At 72.6% G+C, this 14,793-nt stretch carries 16 protein-coding genes and 1 tRNA gene; 2 read left to right on the top strand and 15 right to left on the bottom strand.

What is annotated here, in order from left to right; translation table 11 throughout:
- Positions 1–2: 2 nt before the first annotated feature.
- The gene (locus MUN78_RS06040; RefSeq protein ID WP_244693620.1) at positions 3–611 is read right to left on the bottom strand and encodes an ANTAR domain-containing response regulator; all 609 of its coding nucleotides are present in this window, start codon (positions 609–611) and stop codon (positions 3–5) included.
- Between the two features lie 120 nt (positions 612–731).
- Here MUN78_RS06040 and MUN78_RS06035 point away from each other — a divergent pair.
- Positions 732–813, top strand: a tRNA-Leu gene (locus tag MUN78_RS06035).
- A 52-nt stretch (positions 814–865) separates the two neighbouring features.
- Here MUN78_RS06035 and pyk read toward each other — a convergent pair.
- From pyk to rpe, 13 genes are all read right to left on the bottom strand, one after another.
- The gene (gene pyk, locus MUN78_RS06030; protein ID WP_244693619.1) at positions 866–2,320 is read right to left on the bottom strand and encodes a pyruvate kinase; all 1,455 of its coding nucleotides are present in this window, start codon (positions 2,318–2,320) and stop codon (positions 866–868) included.
- Between the two features lie 11 nt (positions 2,321–2,331).
- Complete coding sequence (lgt, locus tag MUN78_RS06025; protein ID WP_244693618.1) at positions 2,332–3,327, bottom strand: prolipoprotein diacylglyceryl transferase; 996 nt, start codon at positions 3,325–3,327, stop codon at positions 2,332–2,334.
- An 88-nt stretch (positions 3,328–3,415) separates the two neighbouring features.
- Positions 3,416–4,210, bottom strand: a complete 795-nt coding sequence (gene trpA / locus MUN78_RS06020; protein ID WP_244693617.1) for a tryptophan synthase subunit alpha — start codon at positions 4,208–4,210, stop codon at positions 3,416–3,418.
- Positions 4,207–5,460, bottom strand: coding sequence for a tryptophan synthase subunit beta (gene trpB / locus MUN78_RS06015; protein ID WP_244693616.1), 1,254 nt, complete (start codon positions 5,458–5,460; stop codon positions 4,207–4,209). The genes trpA and trpB overlap by 4 nt, the downstream gene beginning before the upstream one ends.
- A gap of 14 nt (positions 5,461–5,474) precedes the next feature.
- Positions 5,475–6,245 (bottom strand): indole-3-glycerol phosphate synthase TrpC, encoded by a 771-nt coding sequence (gene trpC, locus MUN78_RS06010; RefSeq protein WP_244693615.1) that lies wholly within the window; start codon positions 6,243–6,245, stop codon positions 5,475–5,477.
- 1 nt (position 6,246) lies between these two features.
- The gene (locus MUN78_RS06005) at positions 6,247–6,480 is read right to left on the bottom strand and encodes a DUF6704 family protein (protein WP_244693614.1); all 234 of its coding nucleotides are present in this window, start codon (positions 6,478–6,480) and stop codon (positions 6,247–6,249) included.
- A gap of 34 nt (positions 6,481–6,514) precedes the next feature.
- Positions 6,515–7,117 (bottom strand): Trp biosynthesis-associated membrane protein, encoded by a 603-nt coding sequence (locus MUN78_RS06000; protein WP_244729452.1) that lies wholly within the window; start codon positions 7,115–7,117, stop codon positions 6,515–6,517.
- A complete protein-coding gene (locus tag MUN78_RS05995; RefSeq protein ID WP_244729450.1) occupies positions 7,107–8,690 on the bottom strand; it encodes an anthranilate synthase component I in 1,584 nt (527 codons plus the stop codon). The genes MUN78_RS06000 and MUN78_RS05995 overlap by 11 nt, the downstream gene beginning before the upstream one ends.
- Before the next feature lie 48 nt (positions 8,691–8,738).
- On the bottom strand, positions 8,739–9,140 hold the full coding sequence (gene hisI, locus MUN78_RS05990; protein WP_244693611.1) for a phosphoribosyl-AMP cyclohydrolase: 402 nt from the start codon (positions 9,138–9,140) through the stop codon (positions 8,739–8,741).
- On the bottom strand, positions 9,137–9,919 hold the full coding sequence (gene hisF, locus MUN78_RS05985; RefSeq protein ID WP_244693610.1) for an imidazole glycerol phosphate synthase subunit HisF: 783 nt from the start codon (positions 9,917–9,919) through the stop codon (positions 9,137–9,139). The genes hisI and hisF overlap by 4 nt, the downstream gene beginning before the upstream one ends.
- Positions 9,920–9,933: 14 nt before the next feature.
- Positions 9,934–10,776 carry an ATP phosphoribosyltransferase gene (gene hisG, locus MUN78_RS05980; RefSeq protein WP_244729448.1) on the bottom strand — a complete coding sequence of 281 codons (843 nt, stop codon included), beginning with the start codon at positions 10,774–10,776 and terminating at the stop codon, positions 9,934–9,936.
- Between the two features lie 94 nt (positions 10,777–10,870).
- On the bottom strand, positions 10,871–11,134 hold the full coding sequence (locus MUN78_RS05975) for a phosphoribosyl-ATP diphosphatase (protein ID WP_244693608.1): 264 nt from the start codon (positions 11,132–11,134) through the stop codon (positions 10,871–10,873).
- A gap of 30 nt (positions 11,135–11,164) precedes the next feature.
- A complete protein-coding gene (rpe, locus tag MUN78_RS05970) occupies positions 11,165–11,827 on the bottom strand; it encodes a ribulose-phosphate 3-epimerase (RefSeq protein ID WP_244729446.1) in 663 nt (220 codons plus the stop codon).
- A gap of 83 nt (positions 11,828–11,910) precedes the next feature.
- Here rpe and MUN78_RS05965 point away from each other — a divergent pair, with 83 nt between their 5' ends.
- Positions 11,911–13,464 (top strand): hypothetical protein, encoded by a 1,554-nt coding sequence (locus tag MUN78_RS05965; RefSeq protein WP_244729444.1) that lies wholly within the window; start codon positions 11,911–11,913, stop codon positions 13,462–13,464.
- Here MUN78_RS05965 and MUN78_RS05960 read toward each other — a convergent pair.
- Positions 13,395–14,783, bottom strand: coding sequence for an MFS transporter (locus MUN78_RS05960; protein ID WP_244693605.1), 1,389 nt, complete (start codon positions 14,781–14,783; stop codon positions 13,395–13,397). The two genes, MUN78_RS05965 and MUN78_RS05960, sit on opposite strands and share 70 nt — an antisense overlap.
- Positions 14,784–14,793: the final 10 nt, after the last annotated feature.

Below are 14,793 nucleotides of genomic sequence, written 5' to 3'. Positions count from 1 at the left end.
CGTCAGTCCTTCTTCGGCCCGAGCTGATCGATGATGGTCTTCGCGACGTCCTGCATGGTGAGGCGGCGGTCCATCGAGGCCTTCTGGATCCAGCGGAAGGCCTCGGGCTCCGTGAGCCCCATCTTGTCGTTGAGGATGCCCTTGGCCCGGTCGACGAGCTTGCGGGTCTCGAAGCGCTCGGCGAGGTCGGAGACCTCGCTCTCGAGCGCGACGATCTGGGCGAAGCGGGAGAGCGCGATCTCGATTGCGGGGATGAGATCCGCCGGCGTGAAGGGCTTGACGACGTAGGCGAGCGCCCCGGCCTCGCTCGCGCGCTCGACGAGCTCGCGCTGGCTGAACGCGGTCAGTAGCACGACCGGCGCGATGTGGTCCTTGTTGATGCGTTCGGCCGCCGAGATGCCGTCGAGCTTCGGCATCTTGACGTCCATGACGACGAGATCGGGACGCAGCTCCTCGACGAGGCGGACGGCTTCCTCACCGTCACCGGCCTCCCCCACGACGTCGTAGCCGTTGTCGCGCAGGGTCTCGACGATGTCGAGACGGATGAGGGATTCGTCCTCGGCGACGACGACGCGTCGCGAGGCGCTCGGGGCAGTGCTCTGGTCATTCACCCCACCAGCTTACGGCATCCGCGCCTCCCGCTTCCCGGGAAACGCCCGGGGAGGCCGCCCGCGCCCGGCGGCCTGCGCTAGTGTGGTCTGGGTCGTCCGCTCGTCGCAGCGGTCGGCGACGCCGGATTGGTGGAATTGGCAGACACGGCGCACTCAAAATGCGCTGCCGAGAGGTGTGCGGGTTCGAGTCCCGCATCCGGCACCGCACGCGACGGAGGCCGGGGCTCGCGCCCCGGCCTCCGTCGTCCGAGCCGCTATCGCGTGAACTTCCGCGGCCCCGCCTCCGGCAGCCGGCCGGTGGCCTCGCCGATGCGGTGGATCCGCAGGGTGTTCGTCGTGCCGACGACCCCCGGAGGGGATCCGGCGATGATGAGGACCTTGTCGCCGAGCTCCGCCCGGGAGTGCGCGAGCAGCACCTCGTCGACCTGCGCGAACATCGCATCCGTCGACTCGACGCGCTCGACGAGGTAGCTGCGGGCCCCCCAGGTGAGCTCCATGCGGCGCCGCGTCGCGGGGTCAGGGGTGAAGCCGATGATCGGGATCGGACGGCGCAGGCGGGACATGCGCCGCACGGTGTCGCCGGACTCCGTGAACACGCAGATGTACCGCGCGCCGATGAAGTCGGCCACCTCGGAGGCGGCCAGCGTCAGCGCCCCGCCCTGGGTCCTCGGGGCCGCGCCGAGCGGATCGATGCGGTCGAGCGCGTGCTCCTCGGTCGCCTCGATGATGCGCGCCATCGTGGCCACCGCTTCCACGGGGTAGGCGCCCACGCTCGTCTCGCCCGAGAGCATCACCGCGTCGGCCCCGTCGAGCACCGCGTTCGCGCAGTCAGAGGCCTCGGCGCGCGTCGGCCGCGGATTCTCGATCATGGACTCGAACACCTGCGTGGCCACGATCACCGGCTTCGCGTTGCGCCGGGCGATGGCGATCGCCTCGGTCTGCACGAGCGGCACGCGCTCGAGCGGCAGCTCGACGCCGAGATCGCCGCGCGCGACCATGATGCCGTCGAAGGCCGCGACGATCTCCTCGAGGTGCTCGACGGCCTGCGGCTTCTCGATCTTGGCGATCACGGGCAGCCGGAGACCCTCCTCCGCCATGATCTCGTGCACGCGAGTGACGTCCGCGGCGTCCCGCACGAAGGAGAGCGCGATGTAGTCCACGCCGAGGCTCAGGGCCCAGCGCAGGTCCTCCTCGTCCTTCTCGGAGAGCGCGGGCACGTTCACGGCGACGCCGGGGAGGTTGATGCCCTTATTGTTGGACACCGCGCCCGGCACCTCGACGACCGTGTGCACCGTGTCCTCGGTCACGCGGACCGCGCGCAGCGCGACCTTGCCGTCGTCGACGAGCAGCGGGTCGCCGGGGCTCACATCGCCCGGCAGCCCCTGGTGCGTGGTGCCGCAGATCTCCCGCGTGCCGACGACGTCGCGCGTCGTGATCGCGAACTCGTCGCCGACCTCGAGCTCGTAGGGGCCGTCCGCGAACCTGCCGAGGCGGATCTTGGGGCCCTGCAGGTCCGCGAGCACCGCGATGGGTCGCCCGACCTCCTCCTCGGCGCGGCGGATGTTGCGGTAGATGCCCTCGTGCACGTTGTAGGTGCCGTGCGACATGTTGAGCCTCGCCACGTTCACGCCGGCGCGGATGAGGTCGAGCGTGTGGTCGTAGCTGGAGACGGCCGGCCCCCAGGTGGCGACGATCTTGGCGTGGCGCATGCGGCTCCTTGTCAGTTGGTGCGAGCGGATTCGTCGGTCGCGGCCGGAACGGGCTCCGCGGCGCCGTCCTCGGCCTCCGCGACCGGCGTCGCCGCGTCGCCGTGGTCCAGAACGTGGTAGTACGCCTCGGGGTCGGCCGTGTCGACGAGCACCGAGTCCGCCGGGTTCCGGCGGCCGGGCAGGTACACGGAGAGCTCCCGGCCGACGTGCCGGCGGCGCTGCACGACGAGGATCACGATGCCGGCGACGATCGCGAGCAGCGCGGCGAGCACGTTGGTGCGGATCCCGAGGAAGAGCAGGCTCGGATCGACGCGGAGCGACTCGGTGACCGAGCGGCCGATGCCGTACCAGATGAGGTAGAGGGCGAAGAAGGTGCCCCAGCGGGGCCGCCACTTCCGCTCGATCGCGAGCAGCACCACGATGCCGAGCAGGTTCCAGACCGCCTCGTAGAGGAAGGTCGGGTGGAAGAGCGTGCCCTCGGGCAGCCCGATCGGGAACGCGGCGTTCGAGGACTCGATCTCGAGCCCCCAGGGCAGGGTCGTCGGTCCGCCGAACAGCTCGTGGTTGAACCAGTTGCCGAGGCGGCCGACCGCCTGCGCGAGCAGCATGCCGGGCACGAGCGCATCGGCGAAGGACCAGAACCGGATCCCCGTGATGCGGGAGGCGATGAGCACGCCGATCGCGCCGCCGATGAGGGAGCCGAAGATGGCGATGCCGCCGTTCCAGAACGCGAACACCTCGAGCGGGTTCTTGCCCTCGCCGAAGTAGTCGCCCCAGTGCGTGACGACGTGGTAGAGGCGGGCGCCGACGATGCCGAGCACGAGCGCCCAGACCAGGAAGTCGAAGACCGCCCCCCGCTCGCCGCCGCGGCGACCGATCCGGCGCGCGGTCCAGACGCCGGCGAGGATGATCCCCACGATGATGCACAGCGCGTAGAAGTAGATCCGCAGCGGCCCGATTTCGAGGTACTGCATCTCGGGGCTCGGAATGCTCAACGGGAGAATCATTCACTCCTCTTTCGCCTGCGGCCCGCGGCCGCGGGGGTCTCGTCTCGTCGGCCGCGCGGATCGTCCCGTCGCGGCACCGGGGTCAATCCTAGCGCGCGGTTCCCGCGGCGATCTCGCGCACGGTGCGCGCGAGCGCGTCCACACCGCCGTCGCGGAGCGCGCGGACGAAGGCCGTGCCGACGATCGCGCCGTCGGCGTACTCGAGCGCGCCCGCCACCTGCTCGGCGGTGGAGATGCCGATCCCCACGCAGGCGAGCTCGGCGCCCTGCTCCCGCAGGCGCGCCGTGAGCCCGCGCGCCGCGGCGTCGAGCTGCGCGCGCTCGCCCGTGATCCCCATGGTGGAGACCGTGTAGACGAAGCCGGTGCTCGACTCGGCGACGAGCCGCAGCCGCGCGTCGCTCGAGCTCGGCGCCGCCAGGAAGACCCGGTCGAGCCCGAAGCGCTCGCTCGCGGAGATCCAGTCCGCCGCCGAGTCCGGCGTGATGTCCGGCGTGATGAGGCCCGCCCCGCCGGCCTCGACGAGTTCGCGCGCGAAGCGCTCCACGCCGTACTGCAGCACGGGGTTCCAGTAGGTCATGACGAGGATCGGCACGTCGACGGCGGCGCGCACGCGCCGCACCGCCTCGAAGACGTCGTGCAGGCGGAATCCGCCGGCGAGCGCGGTCTGCGTCGCCTCCTGGATCACGGCGCCGTCCATCACGGGATCGGAGTAGGGCACGCCGAGCTCGAGCACGTCGGCGCCGCTCTCGGCCATCGCGATCGCGGCGTCGATGCTCGTCTCGAGGTCGGGGAAGCCCACCGGGAGGTAGCCGACGAGCGCCCCGCGCCGGTCGCGCCGCGCCGCGCGGATCGCCGCGGCCACCTGGGAGTCGTGCCCGGTCATCCCTCGGCCCCCGCCGCGTTCTCGTCGAGCAGGCCGAAGTACCGGCCCGCGGTCGCCATGTCCTTGTCGCCGCGCCCGGAGAGGCTCACCGCGATGAGCCCCTCGGGTCCGAGCTCCTTGCCGATCCGGAGGGCTCCCGCGAGCGCGTGCGCGGACTCGATCGCCGGAATGATCCCCTCGGTGCGGCTGAGCAACCGCAGCGCCTGCATCGCCTCGTCGTCGGTCGCGGGGATGTACTCGGCGCGCCCGATGTCGGAGAGCCAGGCGTGCTCGGGTCCGACGCCCGGATAGTCGAGCCCTGCGGAGATCGAGTGCGACTCGATCGTCTGCCCGTCCTCGTCCTGCAGCACGTAGGTCTTCGCGCCGTGGAGGATGCCGGGGCGGCCGCGCTCGATCGAGGTCGCGTGCCGATCCGTGTCGATGCCGTCCCCTGCGGCTTCGACCCCGTACAGGCGCACCTCCGCGTCGTCGAGGAAGGCGTCGAACATGCCGATGGCGTTCGAGCCTCCCCCGACGCAGGCCACGACCGCGTCGGGCAGACGGCCGGCGCGCTCGAGCAGCTGCGCGCGCGCCTCCTCCGAGATGATCTTCTGGAAGTCGCGCACCATCGCGGGGAACGGGTGCGGACCGGCCGCCGTGCCGAAAATGTAATTGGTGCGGTCCACCGAAGCCACCCAGTCGCGGTAGGCCTCGTTGATGGCGTCCTTGAGGGTGCGGGAGCCCGCGGTGACCGGGACCACCTCCGCCCCGAGCAGCCGCATGCGCGCGACGTTGAGCGCCTGGCGCTCCGTGTCGACCTCGCCCATGTAGATCGTGCACTCGAGGCCGAACAGCGCGGCTGCCGTCGCCGTGGCGACGCCGTGCTGCCCCGCCCCGGTCTCGGCGATGACGCGCGGCTTGCCGAGCCGCTTCGTGAGCAGCGCCTGGCCGAGCACGTTGTTGATCTTGTGGGAGCCCGTGTGGTTGAGGTCCTCGCGCTTGAGGAAGATGCGGGCGCCGCCCGCGTGCGCCGCGAAACGGGGCACCTCGGTGATCGGCGACGGGCGTCCGGCGTAGGAGTGCAGCAGCTCGGAGAGCTCGGCCGCGAAGGCGGGGTCGGCCTGCGCCTCCGCATAGGCCTCGGTGAGCTCGTCGATCGCCGCGATGAGCGACTCGGGCATGAACCGCCCGCCGTATTCGCCGAAGAAGGGGCCCCGCGCGTCGCGCAGAGCGCGGGCGCCGTCGGGCTGGGGGCTCTCGTGTGTGGTCATGCTGCCTGTCCGGGTCAGACGCTGGTGTAGGCGCTCAGCGTGGCGATGGGGTCGTTGGTGACGAGGGCCTCGCCCACGAGCACCGCGTCGGCGCCGGCCTCGCGGTAGCGCTCGACGTCGGCGACGTCGAGGACCGCCGACTCCGCCACGCGGATGACGCCGGCGGGGATCTGATCGGCGACCCGGCCGAACAGCTCGCGGTCGAGCTCGAAGCTGCGCAGGTCGCGGGCGTTCACGCCGATGAGCTGCGCGCCGAGGTCGACCGCGCGGGCCACCTCCTCGGCGGAGTGCGCTTCGACGAGCGGGGTCATGCCGAGCCCGCGGATGAGCTCGTGCAGCGCGACGAGCCGCGCCTGCGGGAGCGCGGCGACGATGAGCAGCACCAGGTCGGCGCCCGCGGCGCGCGCCTCGAGCACCTGGTATTCGTCGCCGATGAAGTCCTTGCGCAGCACCGGGATGCTGACGGCCTTGCGCACCGCCTCGAGGTCGGCCAGGGAGCCCTTGAACTTGCGCTCCTCGGTCAGCACGCTGACCGCGCTCGCGCCGCCCGCCTCGTACTGGGCCGCGAGCGCGTGCGGTTCGGGGATCTCGGCGAGGTCGCCGCGCGAGGGGCTCGCGCGCTTGACCTCGGCGATCACCTTCATGTGCTCGGCGGGCGCGAGCGCCTCGAGCGCGTCGAGGGCGGCCGGGCGCGCGAGCGCCTCGGCCTCGACCACGGCGTACGGTCGGAGCTGTCTGCGGGTCCGCGCGTCTTCGAGGGAGCCCGCCAGCAGTTGCTCGAGCACTTCAGTCGTGGGTCTGGGGGCTGTACTTTGGGCCGTTGACGCCGAAGCCGGCCTTCGAGAGGATCCAGCCGAGCAGCGCTCCCACGATCACCACGCCCACGCACACCCACACCATGGCGGCGTTGTGCAGGAAGAAGAAGACGGTGCCGGCTGCGATGCCGAGCAGCATCACCACGACCGCCGTCCATGCGGCGGGCGAATCACCGTGACCGGGGTCTCCGTGCTGGGTACTCATGAATCTCCTCTGAACAACTGCGGATGGGTCAAGCCTAGCGGATATCGCGGCCGGGGTCGGCGTCGCCGCCGGCCTCGCTCGGGTCGTCGCCGCCGCTGAGCGCATCCCAGTCGGAGATGCGGTCGGGCGCGCCGGAGGCCTCCGCCCGGGGCTTCGCATCGTACTTGCGGCCGGCCGCCGCCCAGCGGCCGCCGGCGACCACGACCGCGATGCCGCCGAGGACGGCGACGGCGCCCGCGACGACGCTCGCCCACACCCACGGCGAGAGCTCGTGCCAGACGACCATCCCCGACGTATCGGATCCGGCGATGCCGGTGAGCGCCGTGATCCGACCGCGGATCGCGGAGAGCGGATCGACGACGACGCCCAGCGTCAGGGCGATGAGGCCGGCGCCGAGCAGCGCCACGAGGACGCCGAGCACGCGGCGGAACACGGGTCCCGCGATCGTGAGCGCGAGAGCGGCGGCGACGACCGCGATGGAGACGGGGGCGAGCGCCGAATTGACGTCGTTCCCCGCGACCGTCTCGACGCGGTGCTCGGTCTCGAGCATGAAGGACACCCAGCGCTGGGATCCGGCGACGAGTCCGAGCCCGCCGGAGAGCGCGACCGCGGCGAGCGTGGAGAGCTTAGCGCGCATGACGTCCGCCTGTCTCCCCGACCGCGAGCTCCGCGAGGGTGTTCGCGATGGCGATCGCGCGCAGCGGCGCCGCGGCCTTGCTGCGGCACTCGGCGTCCTCCGTCTCCGGGACCGAGTCGGCCACGACGCCTGCCCCCGCCTGCACCATCGCGATGCCGCCCGAGATGGTGGCGGTGCGGATCGCGATCGCGAGATCCGCGGCGCCGCCGAGCCCGAAGTAGCCGACCACGCCGCCGTAGACGCCGCGCTGCACGGGCTCCAGCTCGTCGATGATCTCGAGCGCGCGCGGCTTCGGCGCGCCGGACAGGGTGCCCGCGGGGAAGGTCGCCCGGAACACGTCGACGGGGTTCACCCCGGCACGGGTGCGGCCCTCGACGGAGGACACGATGTGCATGATGTGGCTGAAGCGCTCGATGCGCATGAACTCCGTGACCTCGACCGACGCGGGCTCGCACACCCGCAGCAGGTCGTTCCGCGCGAGGTCGACGAGCATGAGGTGCTCGGCGCGCTCCTTCTCGTCGGCGAGGAGCTCGCGCTCGTGCTGCTGATCCTCGTCGACCGTGGCGCCGCGGGGGCGCGAGCCCGCGATCGGGTGCGTCATCACCTGGCCGGTCTCGTGCACCGTGACGAGCGCCTCCGGGCTCGAGCCGACGACGGCGAAGGGCTCCCCCGCGGCGTCGACGAGCTGCAGCAGGTACAGGTAGGGGCTGGGGTTCAGGTGGCGCAGCACCCGGTAGACGTCGAGCGGGTCGGCGGCGCACTCCTGATCGAAGCGCTGGGAGGGCACCACCTGGAAGATGTCGCCGTCGACGATGTAGCGCTTCGCGGCCTCGACGGCCGCCACGTAGGCCGGCGTCTCGGTGAGCCGCGCCGGATCGGGCTCCGCGGCGCGATCGAGCACGCCGAGCGGCGACGGCGACGGCGCGGCGAGCGCCTCCTGGAGCGCGTCGAGGCGCGCCTGGGCATCGGCCCAGAGCGCGTCGCCCGACGCCACGTCGTCCGGGGAGTCGTTCGCCGGGTCGCCCAGCACGTTCGCGAGGAGCACGACGCTGCCCTCCCGGTGGTCGATGACGACGAGCTCCGACACGAAGCTGAGCCCCTGGGTGGGCAGTCCCGGCCCCTCCGTCGGCCCGTGCTCGAGGCGCTCGAACTGCCGCACGGTCTCCCAGCCGAGGTAGCCGACGAAGCCGCTCGCGAGCGGCGGCAACCCCGGCACCTGAGGCGAGCGCCAGCGCTCGTAGACCGCGCGCAGGGCGGCGACGGGGGCGAGCCGGGCGACGCCGCCGGGGAGGATCCGGTCCTCGGGCACGGCGGGGCCCGCCGGCTCCCAGTGCGCGCGGCCGTCGCGCTCGCCGAGCACGCCGAAGCTGCCGGCGCCCACGAAGCTGAAACGCGTCCACACCCCGCCCTGCTCGGCGGATTCGAGGAGGAAGGTGCCCGGGCGGGAGCCGGCCACCTTGCGGTAGATGCCGACCGGGGTGTCGGCATCGGCGAAGATCTCGCGGCAGACCGGGATCACGGCGTGGGAGCGTCGCGCGGCCTCGAACTCGGCGCGCGTGGTCGTCAGGGTCACCGTCCCAGCCTAGCGTCCGCCGCGCGGCCGGCGACCCGCTCGCCCCGCTCAGGCATCGGCTCCCGGCGCGGCGGCGCCTCCCGATCCGGCCTCGGCGTCCGGATCCCCCACGAGCGCCGGGATCTCGCGGTCGGTGAAGCAGCTGCGCGTGCCGGTGTGGCACGCCGCGCCGATCTGGATCACCCGCACGAGGAGGGTGTCGCCGTCGCAGTCCATCGCGACGCCGCGCACGTACTGCCGGTGCCCGGAGGTGTCGCCCTTCCTCCAGTACTCCCGACGGGACCGGGACCAGAAGGTCACGCGGCCCGTGGTGAGCGTGCGGCGCACGGCCTCCCGGTCCATCCAGGCGAGCATGAGCACCTCGCCTGAGACATCGTCCTGGATGATCGCGGGAAGCAGTCCGGTCTCCCCGAAGACGAGCTCCGCGGGCACCGGATCGGGCGCGGTCATCGCCCGGCCCCGTCCGTCAGCCGCACCTCGTGCCCGGCCTCCGCGAGCGCGCGCTTCACCTCGCCGACCGTGAAGGTGCCGTCGTGGAAGACGGAGGCCGCGAGCACGGCGTCGGCCCCCGCCTCGACGGCCGGGGCGAAGTGCTCGAGCCGCCCCGCGCCGCCCGAGGCGATCACCGGCACCGCCGAGACGCTCCGCACGAGCGCCGTGAGCTCCAGATCGAAGCCGGCGAGCGTGCCGTCGGCGTCCATCGAGTTCACGAGGAGCTCGCCGGCGCCGCGCTCGACCGCCTCCCGGCACCAGGCGATCGCATCGATGTCGGTCTCCCGCTTGCCGCCGTGGGTCGTCACGACGAAGCCGGAGGGCATGCGCGCGCTGCGCGTGACATCGAGGGACAGGACGAGCACCTGCGCGCCGAAGCGATCGGCGATCTCGCCGATCACGGCGGGCCGGGCGATCGCGCCGCTGTTGATGCCCACCTTGTCGGCGCCGACCCCGAGCAGCCGCGCCACGTCCTCGGCGCTGCGCACCCCGCCGCCGACGGTGAGCGGGATGAACACCTGCTCGGCGGTGCGCTGCACGACGTCGTAGGTGGTGGAGCGGTCGTCAACCGTCGCGGTGACGTCGAGGAAGGTGAGCTCGTCGGCGCCCTGCTCCGCGTATCGCGCGGCGAGCTCGACGGGATCCCCCGCGTCGCGGAGGTTCAGGAAGTTGACGCCCTTGACCACACGCCCCGCGGCGACGTCGAGGCAGGGGATCACGCGGGTCGCGATCGGCATCGTCCGCGCCCCCCTCAGAGCCTGGCCGCGTGGATGGCCGTGACGAGGATCGCACGGGCGCCGAGGTCGTAGAGCCGGTCCATGACCTCGTTGGCCTCGTCGGCGCGGACCATCACCCGCACGGCCACCCAGGCCCCGTCCTTCAGGGGCGAGACCGTGGGCGACTCGATGCCGCCGGCCACAGCGGACGCGGCCTCGAGCTGCTCGGCCGGCAGATCGTAGTCCATGATCACGTACTTGCGGGCCACGAGCACGCCGCGCAGGCGGCGCAGCAGGCGCTCGATGCCGGGGTCCTCGCTCGGCCCGCCGATGAGGACCGCCGTGGACTCGAGGATCACGGGGCCGAAGATCTCGAGCCCGGCGGCCTTCAGCGTCGCCCCGGTCGAGACGACGTCGGCCACGGCGTCGGCGACGCCGAGCTGCACGGCGGACTCCACGGCGCCGTCGAGCCGCACGAGCGTCGAGACGACGCCCCGGGCGCGCAGGAAGTCGTCGACGAGCTTCGGATAGCTCGTGGCGACGCGCTTGCCGGCGAGCTGCGCGAGGTCGGCGATTCCGCTGCCGACCGGCGCCGCGAAGCGGAACGTCGAATCCGCGAAGTCGAGCTCGGCGATCTCCCGCGCCTCGGAGCCGGAGTCCAGGAGCAGATCGCGCCCGGTGATACCGACATCGAGGGCGCCGGAGCCGACGTAGGTGGCGATGTCGCGCGGGCGCAGGTAGAAGAACTCGACGTCGTTGCGCGTGTCCGCGTGGACGAGCTTGCGGCTGTCCTTGCGACCGGAGTAGCCGGCCTCGGCGAGCATCTGCGCCGCGACCTCCGAGAGTGAGCCCTTGTTGGGCACCGCGATGCGAAGCATGGTCTGTGGAATCCTTCCGTAGTGGCCGGGGCCGGCCGAGTGCGTGCGAGCGTCGGCGAGCGTCGGGGCCGCGGACGGGGTCCGGGCGCCGACGCTAGAGATGCCTGTAGACGTCCTCGGGGCTCAGCCCCTTGGCGAGCATCATGACCTGCAGGTGGTACAGCAGCTGGCTGATCTCCTCGGCGCAGGCCTCGTCGGACTCGTACTCGGCGGCCATCCAGACCTCGGCCGCCTCCTCGACGATCTTCTTGCCGATCGCGTGCACGCCCGCGTCGAGACGCGCGACCGTGTCGCTCCCCTCCGGCCGGGTCTCGGCCTTCAGACGGAGTTCGGCAAAGAGCGCATCGAACGATTTCACGTCACTAGGCTATCGTGTTCCGGCGTCGCGTCAGTGCGCGTGCGCCGCCGCCGCGGCGCGGAGCTCGGCGATCCGCTCCTCGGGCACGCCGCCGTAGACCGCCGAGCCCGCCACGAAGGTGTCGGCGCCGGCCTCGGCCGCGATCCCGATGGTGTCGACGGAGACCCCGCCGTCCACCTGCAGCCAGACCTCGAGCCCGAGCCGCCGCTTCGCCTCCGCGAAGCGGCGCAGCTTCGGCATCATGTCGGGCATGAACGACTGCCCGCCGAACCCGGGTTCGACGGTCATGACGAGCACCTGATCGAATTCGGGCAGCAGCTCGAGGTAGGGCTCCGGGTCGGTGCCGGGCTTCAGCGCGATGCCGGCGCGGGCGCCGATCTCCCGGAGCCGGCGGGCGAGCGCGACCGGATCCGCCGCGGCCTCCGCATGGAAGGTGACGGAGCTCGCGCCGAGCTCGGCGTATCCGGGGGCCCAGCGATCGGCGTCGGCGATCATGAGATGCACGTCGAGCGGGATTGGCGACACGGCCTGGATCCGCTCCACGATCGGCGGTCCCATCGTGAGGTTCGGTACGAAGTGGTTGTCCATGACGTCGACGTGCACGAGGTCTGCGGAGCGGATCGCCTCCAGCTCGGCCTGCAGGTTCACGAAATCGGCGGACAGGATGCTCGGGTTGATGCGCTGCGCGGTCACCCGCCCAGCCTACGCGGTCGGGCGCGCCCGGCACGACGGTCGACCGCGCGCCGCGGACCCGTCGCCACCTCTAGGCTGGAGCCATGGACGAGGAGCTGCCCGAGCCGCGGAGCGCCCGCGGACCCGAACCGCGCGCGCAGCCGCCCCGCGACGCGGAACCCTGGCTCCGCGCGGAGCCGCCGCGCGGCCTCGCCCCCTCCCCCGGACTCGCCCCGTCGCCCGGCTTGGCGCCGCCGCGCGACTTCGCTCCGCCCGAGGGGTTCGGGCTGCCGCAGGGTCTCGCGGCATCGGCGGGCCGGACGCCGCCGAACGCCCCGACGGACCCCGCGCGGGCGCGGGCCGCCGATCTGGCCGCGGAGTCCGCTCCGCCGGCGGCCCCGGGGACCCCGGCAGCGCCGCCAGCGGCAGCGGCGCCAACGGCCCCGGCAGCGCCGGCACCCCCGGCGCCCGGACCATCAGCGGCTCCGACCGCTCCGACAGCGGCTCCGGCCGCTCCGGCCGCTCCGACAGCGGCTCCGGCGGCGCCCGTCGCCGCTGCCGCGGCGGCACCCGCCTCCGTCTCCACGGCGCCCGCCTCCGCGTCGGGCGCAGCCCCCCGCCGCCGTGCCGGGACGGCGGCGAAGCGCGCGGGACTCTGGATCGCCGGCGGGGTCGCGGCGCTCCTCGTGCTCGGCCTCGGCGTCTCCGCGCTCGGTTCGGCCTTCGCTCCGCGGACGGGGCCCGCGGCCGACGCGCCGGGAACGTCGGCGGCGGAGGCCGAGGGCGAGCCGGATACCGCAGCCGGCACCGTAACGGCTTTCCTCGAGGCCCTGGCCGCCGGCGACGCCGAGACGGCGCGCGCCCTCGCGGGCGGCACCGCGGAGGACGCGCTGCTCAGCGACGCCGTGCTCGCGCGCTCGAACGCCCTCGCGCCGCTCGGGGACGTCCGGGTGGAGCCGACGGCCTCCGACGATTCCTTCCGCGCCGAGGTCGACGCCGGCTTCACGCTGGGCGAGCGCCGCGTGGAGCGCCGCTTCCAGCTCTGGAGCTCCGGGGACGGCTGGACCATCTCGGACGGCCTCGTCATGCTGCCGCTCTCCCGCTTCGACGGCTTCGGCACTCGCGTCAACGGCGTCGAGCCGCGGGACGCCTTCCCCTTGGCCTTCCCCGGGAGCTACGAACTCGAGCTGGGGATCGAGGAGTTCGAGGCGGGCGACGGGGCCGCCGCGTTCAGCATCGCGGACGAGGACGATGTCGAGCTGCTCGCGAACGCCCGGCCGGGACTCACGGATGCCGCGACGGCCGAGTTCCGCGCGCTCGTCGCGGAGTCCGCGCACGCGTGCCTCGCCATGACGACGCTCGTCACGCCCTGCGGGCTCGATATCGAGGCGGAGCTCTCGGACGGCGCCGCGCCCATCGACGGCACGATCGCCCATACGCTGAGTCCCGAGGGCGAGGCCGCCCTTCTGGAGCTGGAGCCGGTGATCGACCCGGCCGCACCGGGGCGCGTCACGGGCTCCGCGTACCTCCCGGTCTCCACGCGCGTCGAGGCGGTGCTGGGCGGCGAGATCGTGAGCGGGGAGCTGCTCTACGGCGGCGAGTTCCTCACGCCCTCCGTCGATTTCTCGGCTCCGGTGCCCGAGGTGGTCTGGGAGTAGCTCCGCGAGAGGAGCCGGTAGGAGCGCGTGAGCGAGGCGCCGACGGCGAGCAGGATCATCGCGAGCCCGGACCACAGGAAGATGAGGGCGATGCCGCGGCTGTCCCCGGCCCCGAGCAGCCACCCCCAGTCCCGCCGCCCGGACTCCTCGTCCATGTAGGGGACGATCCAGTACTCGGCGATGGGCGCGACGAGGAAGGACGTGATCGGTGCCGCCGCGGCCTCGAAGGTCATCGCGAGGCCGAAGACGCGCCCCTGCTTCTCGTAGGGGACGACGCGCTGGATGACGGTCTGCTCGGCCGCCTCGATCGCCGGCATGAGCGCCATGAACAGCCAGATCCCCGAGACGAAGAGCCAGGGCAGCTCGCGCACGGTGAACACGGCCCCGAGCGCTCCGAGCACGCCGACGAGCACGAGCATCGTGCGGATCGGGTTCTCGCCGAGACCGCGCTTCGCGACGACCGCGCCGCCGACGATGAAGCCCGTGGAGGCGATCCCGAAGACGATGCCCCACCACTCGACCGGGAACATGTTGAGCCCGTAGGGGTCGAGCAGCGCCATGAAGACGCCGCCGGAGAGGTTGTTGAGCATCGTGAAGATGACGAGCGCGAACAGCCCGGGCACGGCGAGCATCGCCGCCATCCCGCCGCGGAAGTCCACGGCGGAGCGACCGGGATCGTGCGCGATCTCGGGCTCGGGGATCCGCAGGAGGTGGAGATGCACGATGGGGAGCGCCACGAGCCCGAGCGCGATGAGCAGCGTCGCCCCCATCCCGAGCAGGCCGACGGCGAGCCCGCTGAAGACGCTCGTGGCGATGAACGCGATCCCCTGCACCGTGCCGACCAGGCCGTTGGCGTTCGCGTGCCGCTCGACCGGCACGAGCAGGGTGACGGTGGTCGACAGCGCGAGATTGCGCAGCACCTCGACGACGCAGCCCGCGAGCACGACCAGGGTGAAGATCCAGAACCACGGCCCGCCGAGGTCGAGCAGCACGTCGCCCGGCACGGCGAAGAAGACGCCGATGCCGACGGCGAAGGCGAGGAGCGAGGCCCACGCCGAGACGAGCATCACCCGGCGCTTGCGATAGCGATCGACGAGCGAGCCGAACCACATCGAGCTCAGCGCGATGAGGATCATGTAGGCGCCGCCGAGCACGCCGGTCGCCATGATGCTGCGCGTCTCGAGGTACACCCAGAACACCACCGCGAACCAGAGGAAGTTCGTCGTGAGGTTCGCCACCGCCGTGTTCACGAGCACGTGCAGGAAGGTCCGCATCCCTCCGGGAGGCGGCGTCATCGGTGCGACGGCTGCGCTGCTCATGGGATCAGCG

The sequence above is a fragment of the Leucobacter allii genome (assembly GCF_022919155.1).
Lineage (GTDB): Bacteria > Actinomycetota > Actinomycetes > Actinomycetales > Microbacteriaceae > Leucobacter > Leucobacter allii.
The sequence above is the reverse complement of the archived record's forward strand: the minus strand, read 5'-3'. Positions and strand labels throughout refer to the sequence as shown.

Coding starts and splice junctions, on each gene's coding strand:
- MUN78_RS05965 (WP_244729444.1), top strand. CDS start 11,911: ATGGACGAGGAGCTGCCCGAGCCGCGGAGCGCCCGCGGACCCGAACCG.
- trpA (WP_244693617.1), bottom strand. CDS start 4,210: ATGACCGGGCACGACTCCCAGGTGGCCGCGGCGATCCGCGCGGCGCGG.
- hisI (WP_244693611.1), bottom strand. CDS start 9,140: ATGACCGCGCCCGATCCGGTGCCCGCGGAGCTCGTCTTCGGGGAGACC.
- MUN78_RS05960 (WP_244693605.1), bottom strand. CDS start 14,783: ATGAGCAGCGCAGCCGTCGCACCGATGACGCCGCCTCCCGGAGGGATG.
- lgt (WP_244693618.1), bottom strand. CDS start 3,327: ATGATTCTCCCGTTGAGCATTCCGAGCCCCGAGATGCAGTACCTCGAA.
- hisG (WP_244729448.1), bottom strand. CDS start 10,776: ATGCTTCGCATCGCGGTGCCCAACAAGGGCTCACTCTCGGAGGTCGCG.
- MUN78_RS06000 (WP_244729452.1), bottom strand. CDS start 7,117: ATGCGCGCTAAGCTCTCCACGCTCGCCGCGGTCGCGCTCTCCGGCGGG.
- trpB (WP_244693616.1), bottom strand. CDS start 5,460: ATGACCACACACGAGAGCCCCCAGCCCGACGGCGCCCGCGCTCTGCGC.
- pyk (WP_244693619.1), bottom strand. CDS start 2,320: ATGCGCCACGCCAAGATCGTCGCCACCTGGGGGCCGGCCGTCTCCAGC.
- MUN78_RS06005 (WP_244693614.1), bottom strand. CDS start 6,480: ATGAGTACCCAGCACGGAGACCCCGGTCACGGTGATTCGCCCGCCGCA.
- hisF (WP_244693610.1), bottom strand. CDS start 9,919: ATGCCGATCGCGACCCGCGTGATCCCCTGCCTCGACGTCGCCGCGGGG.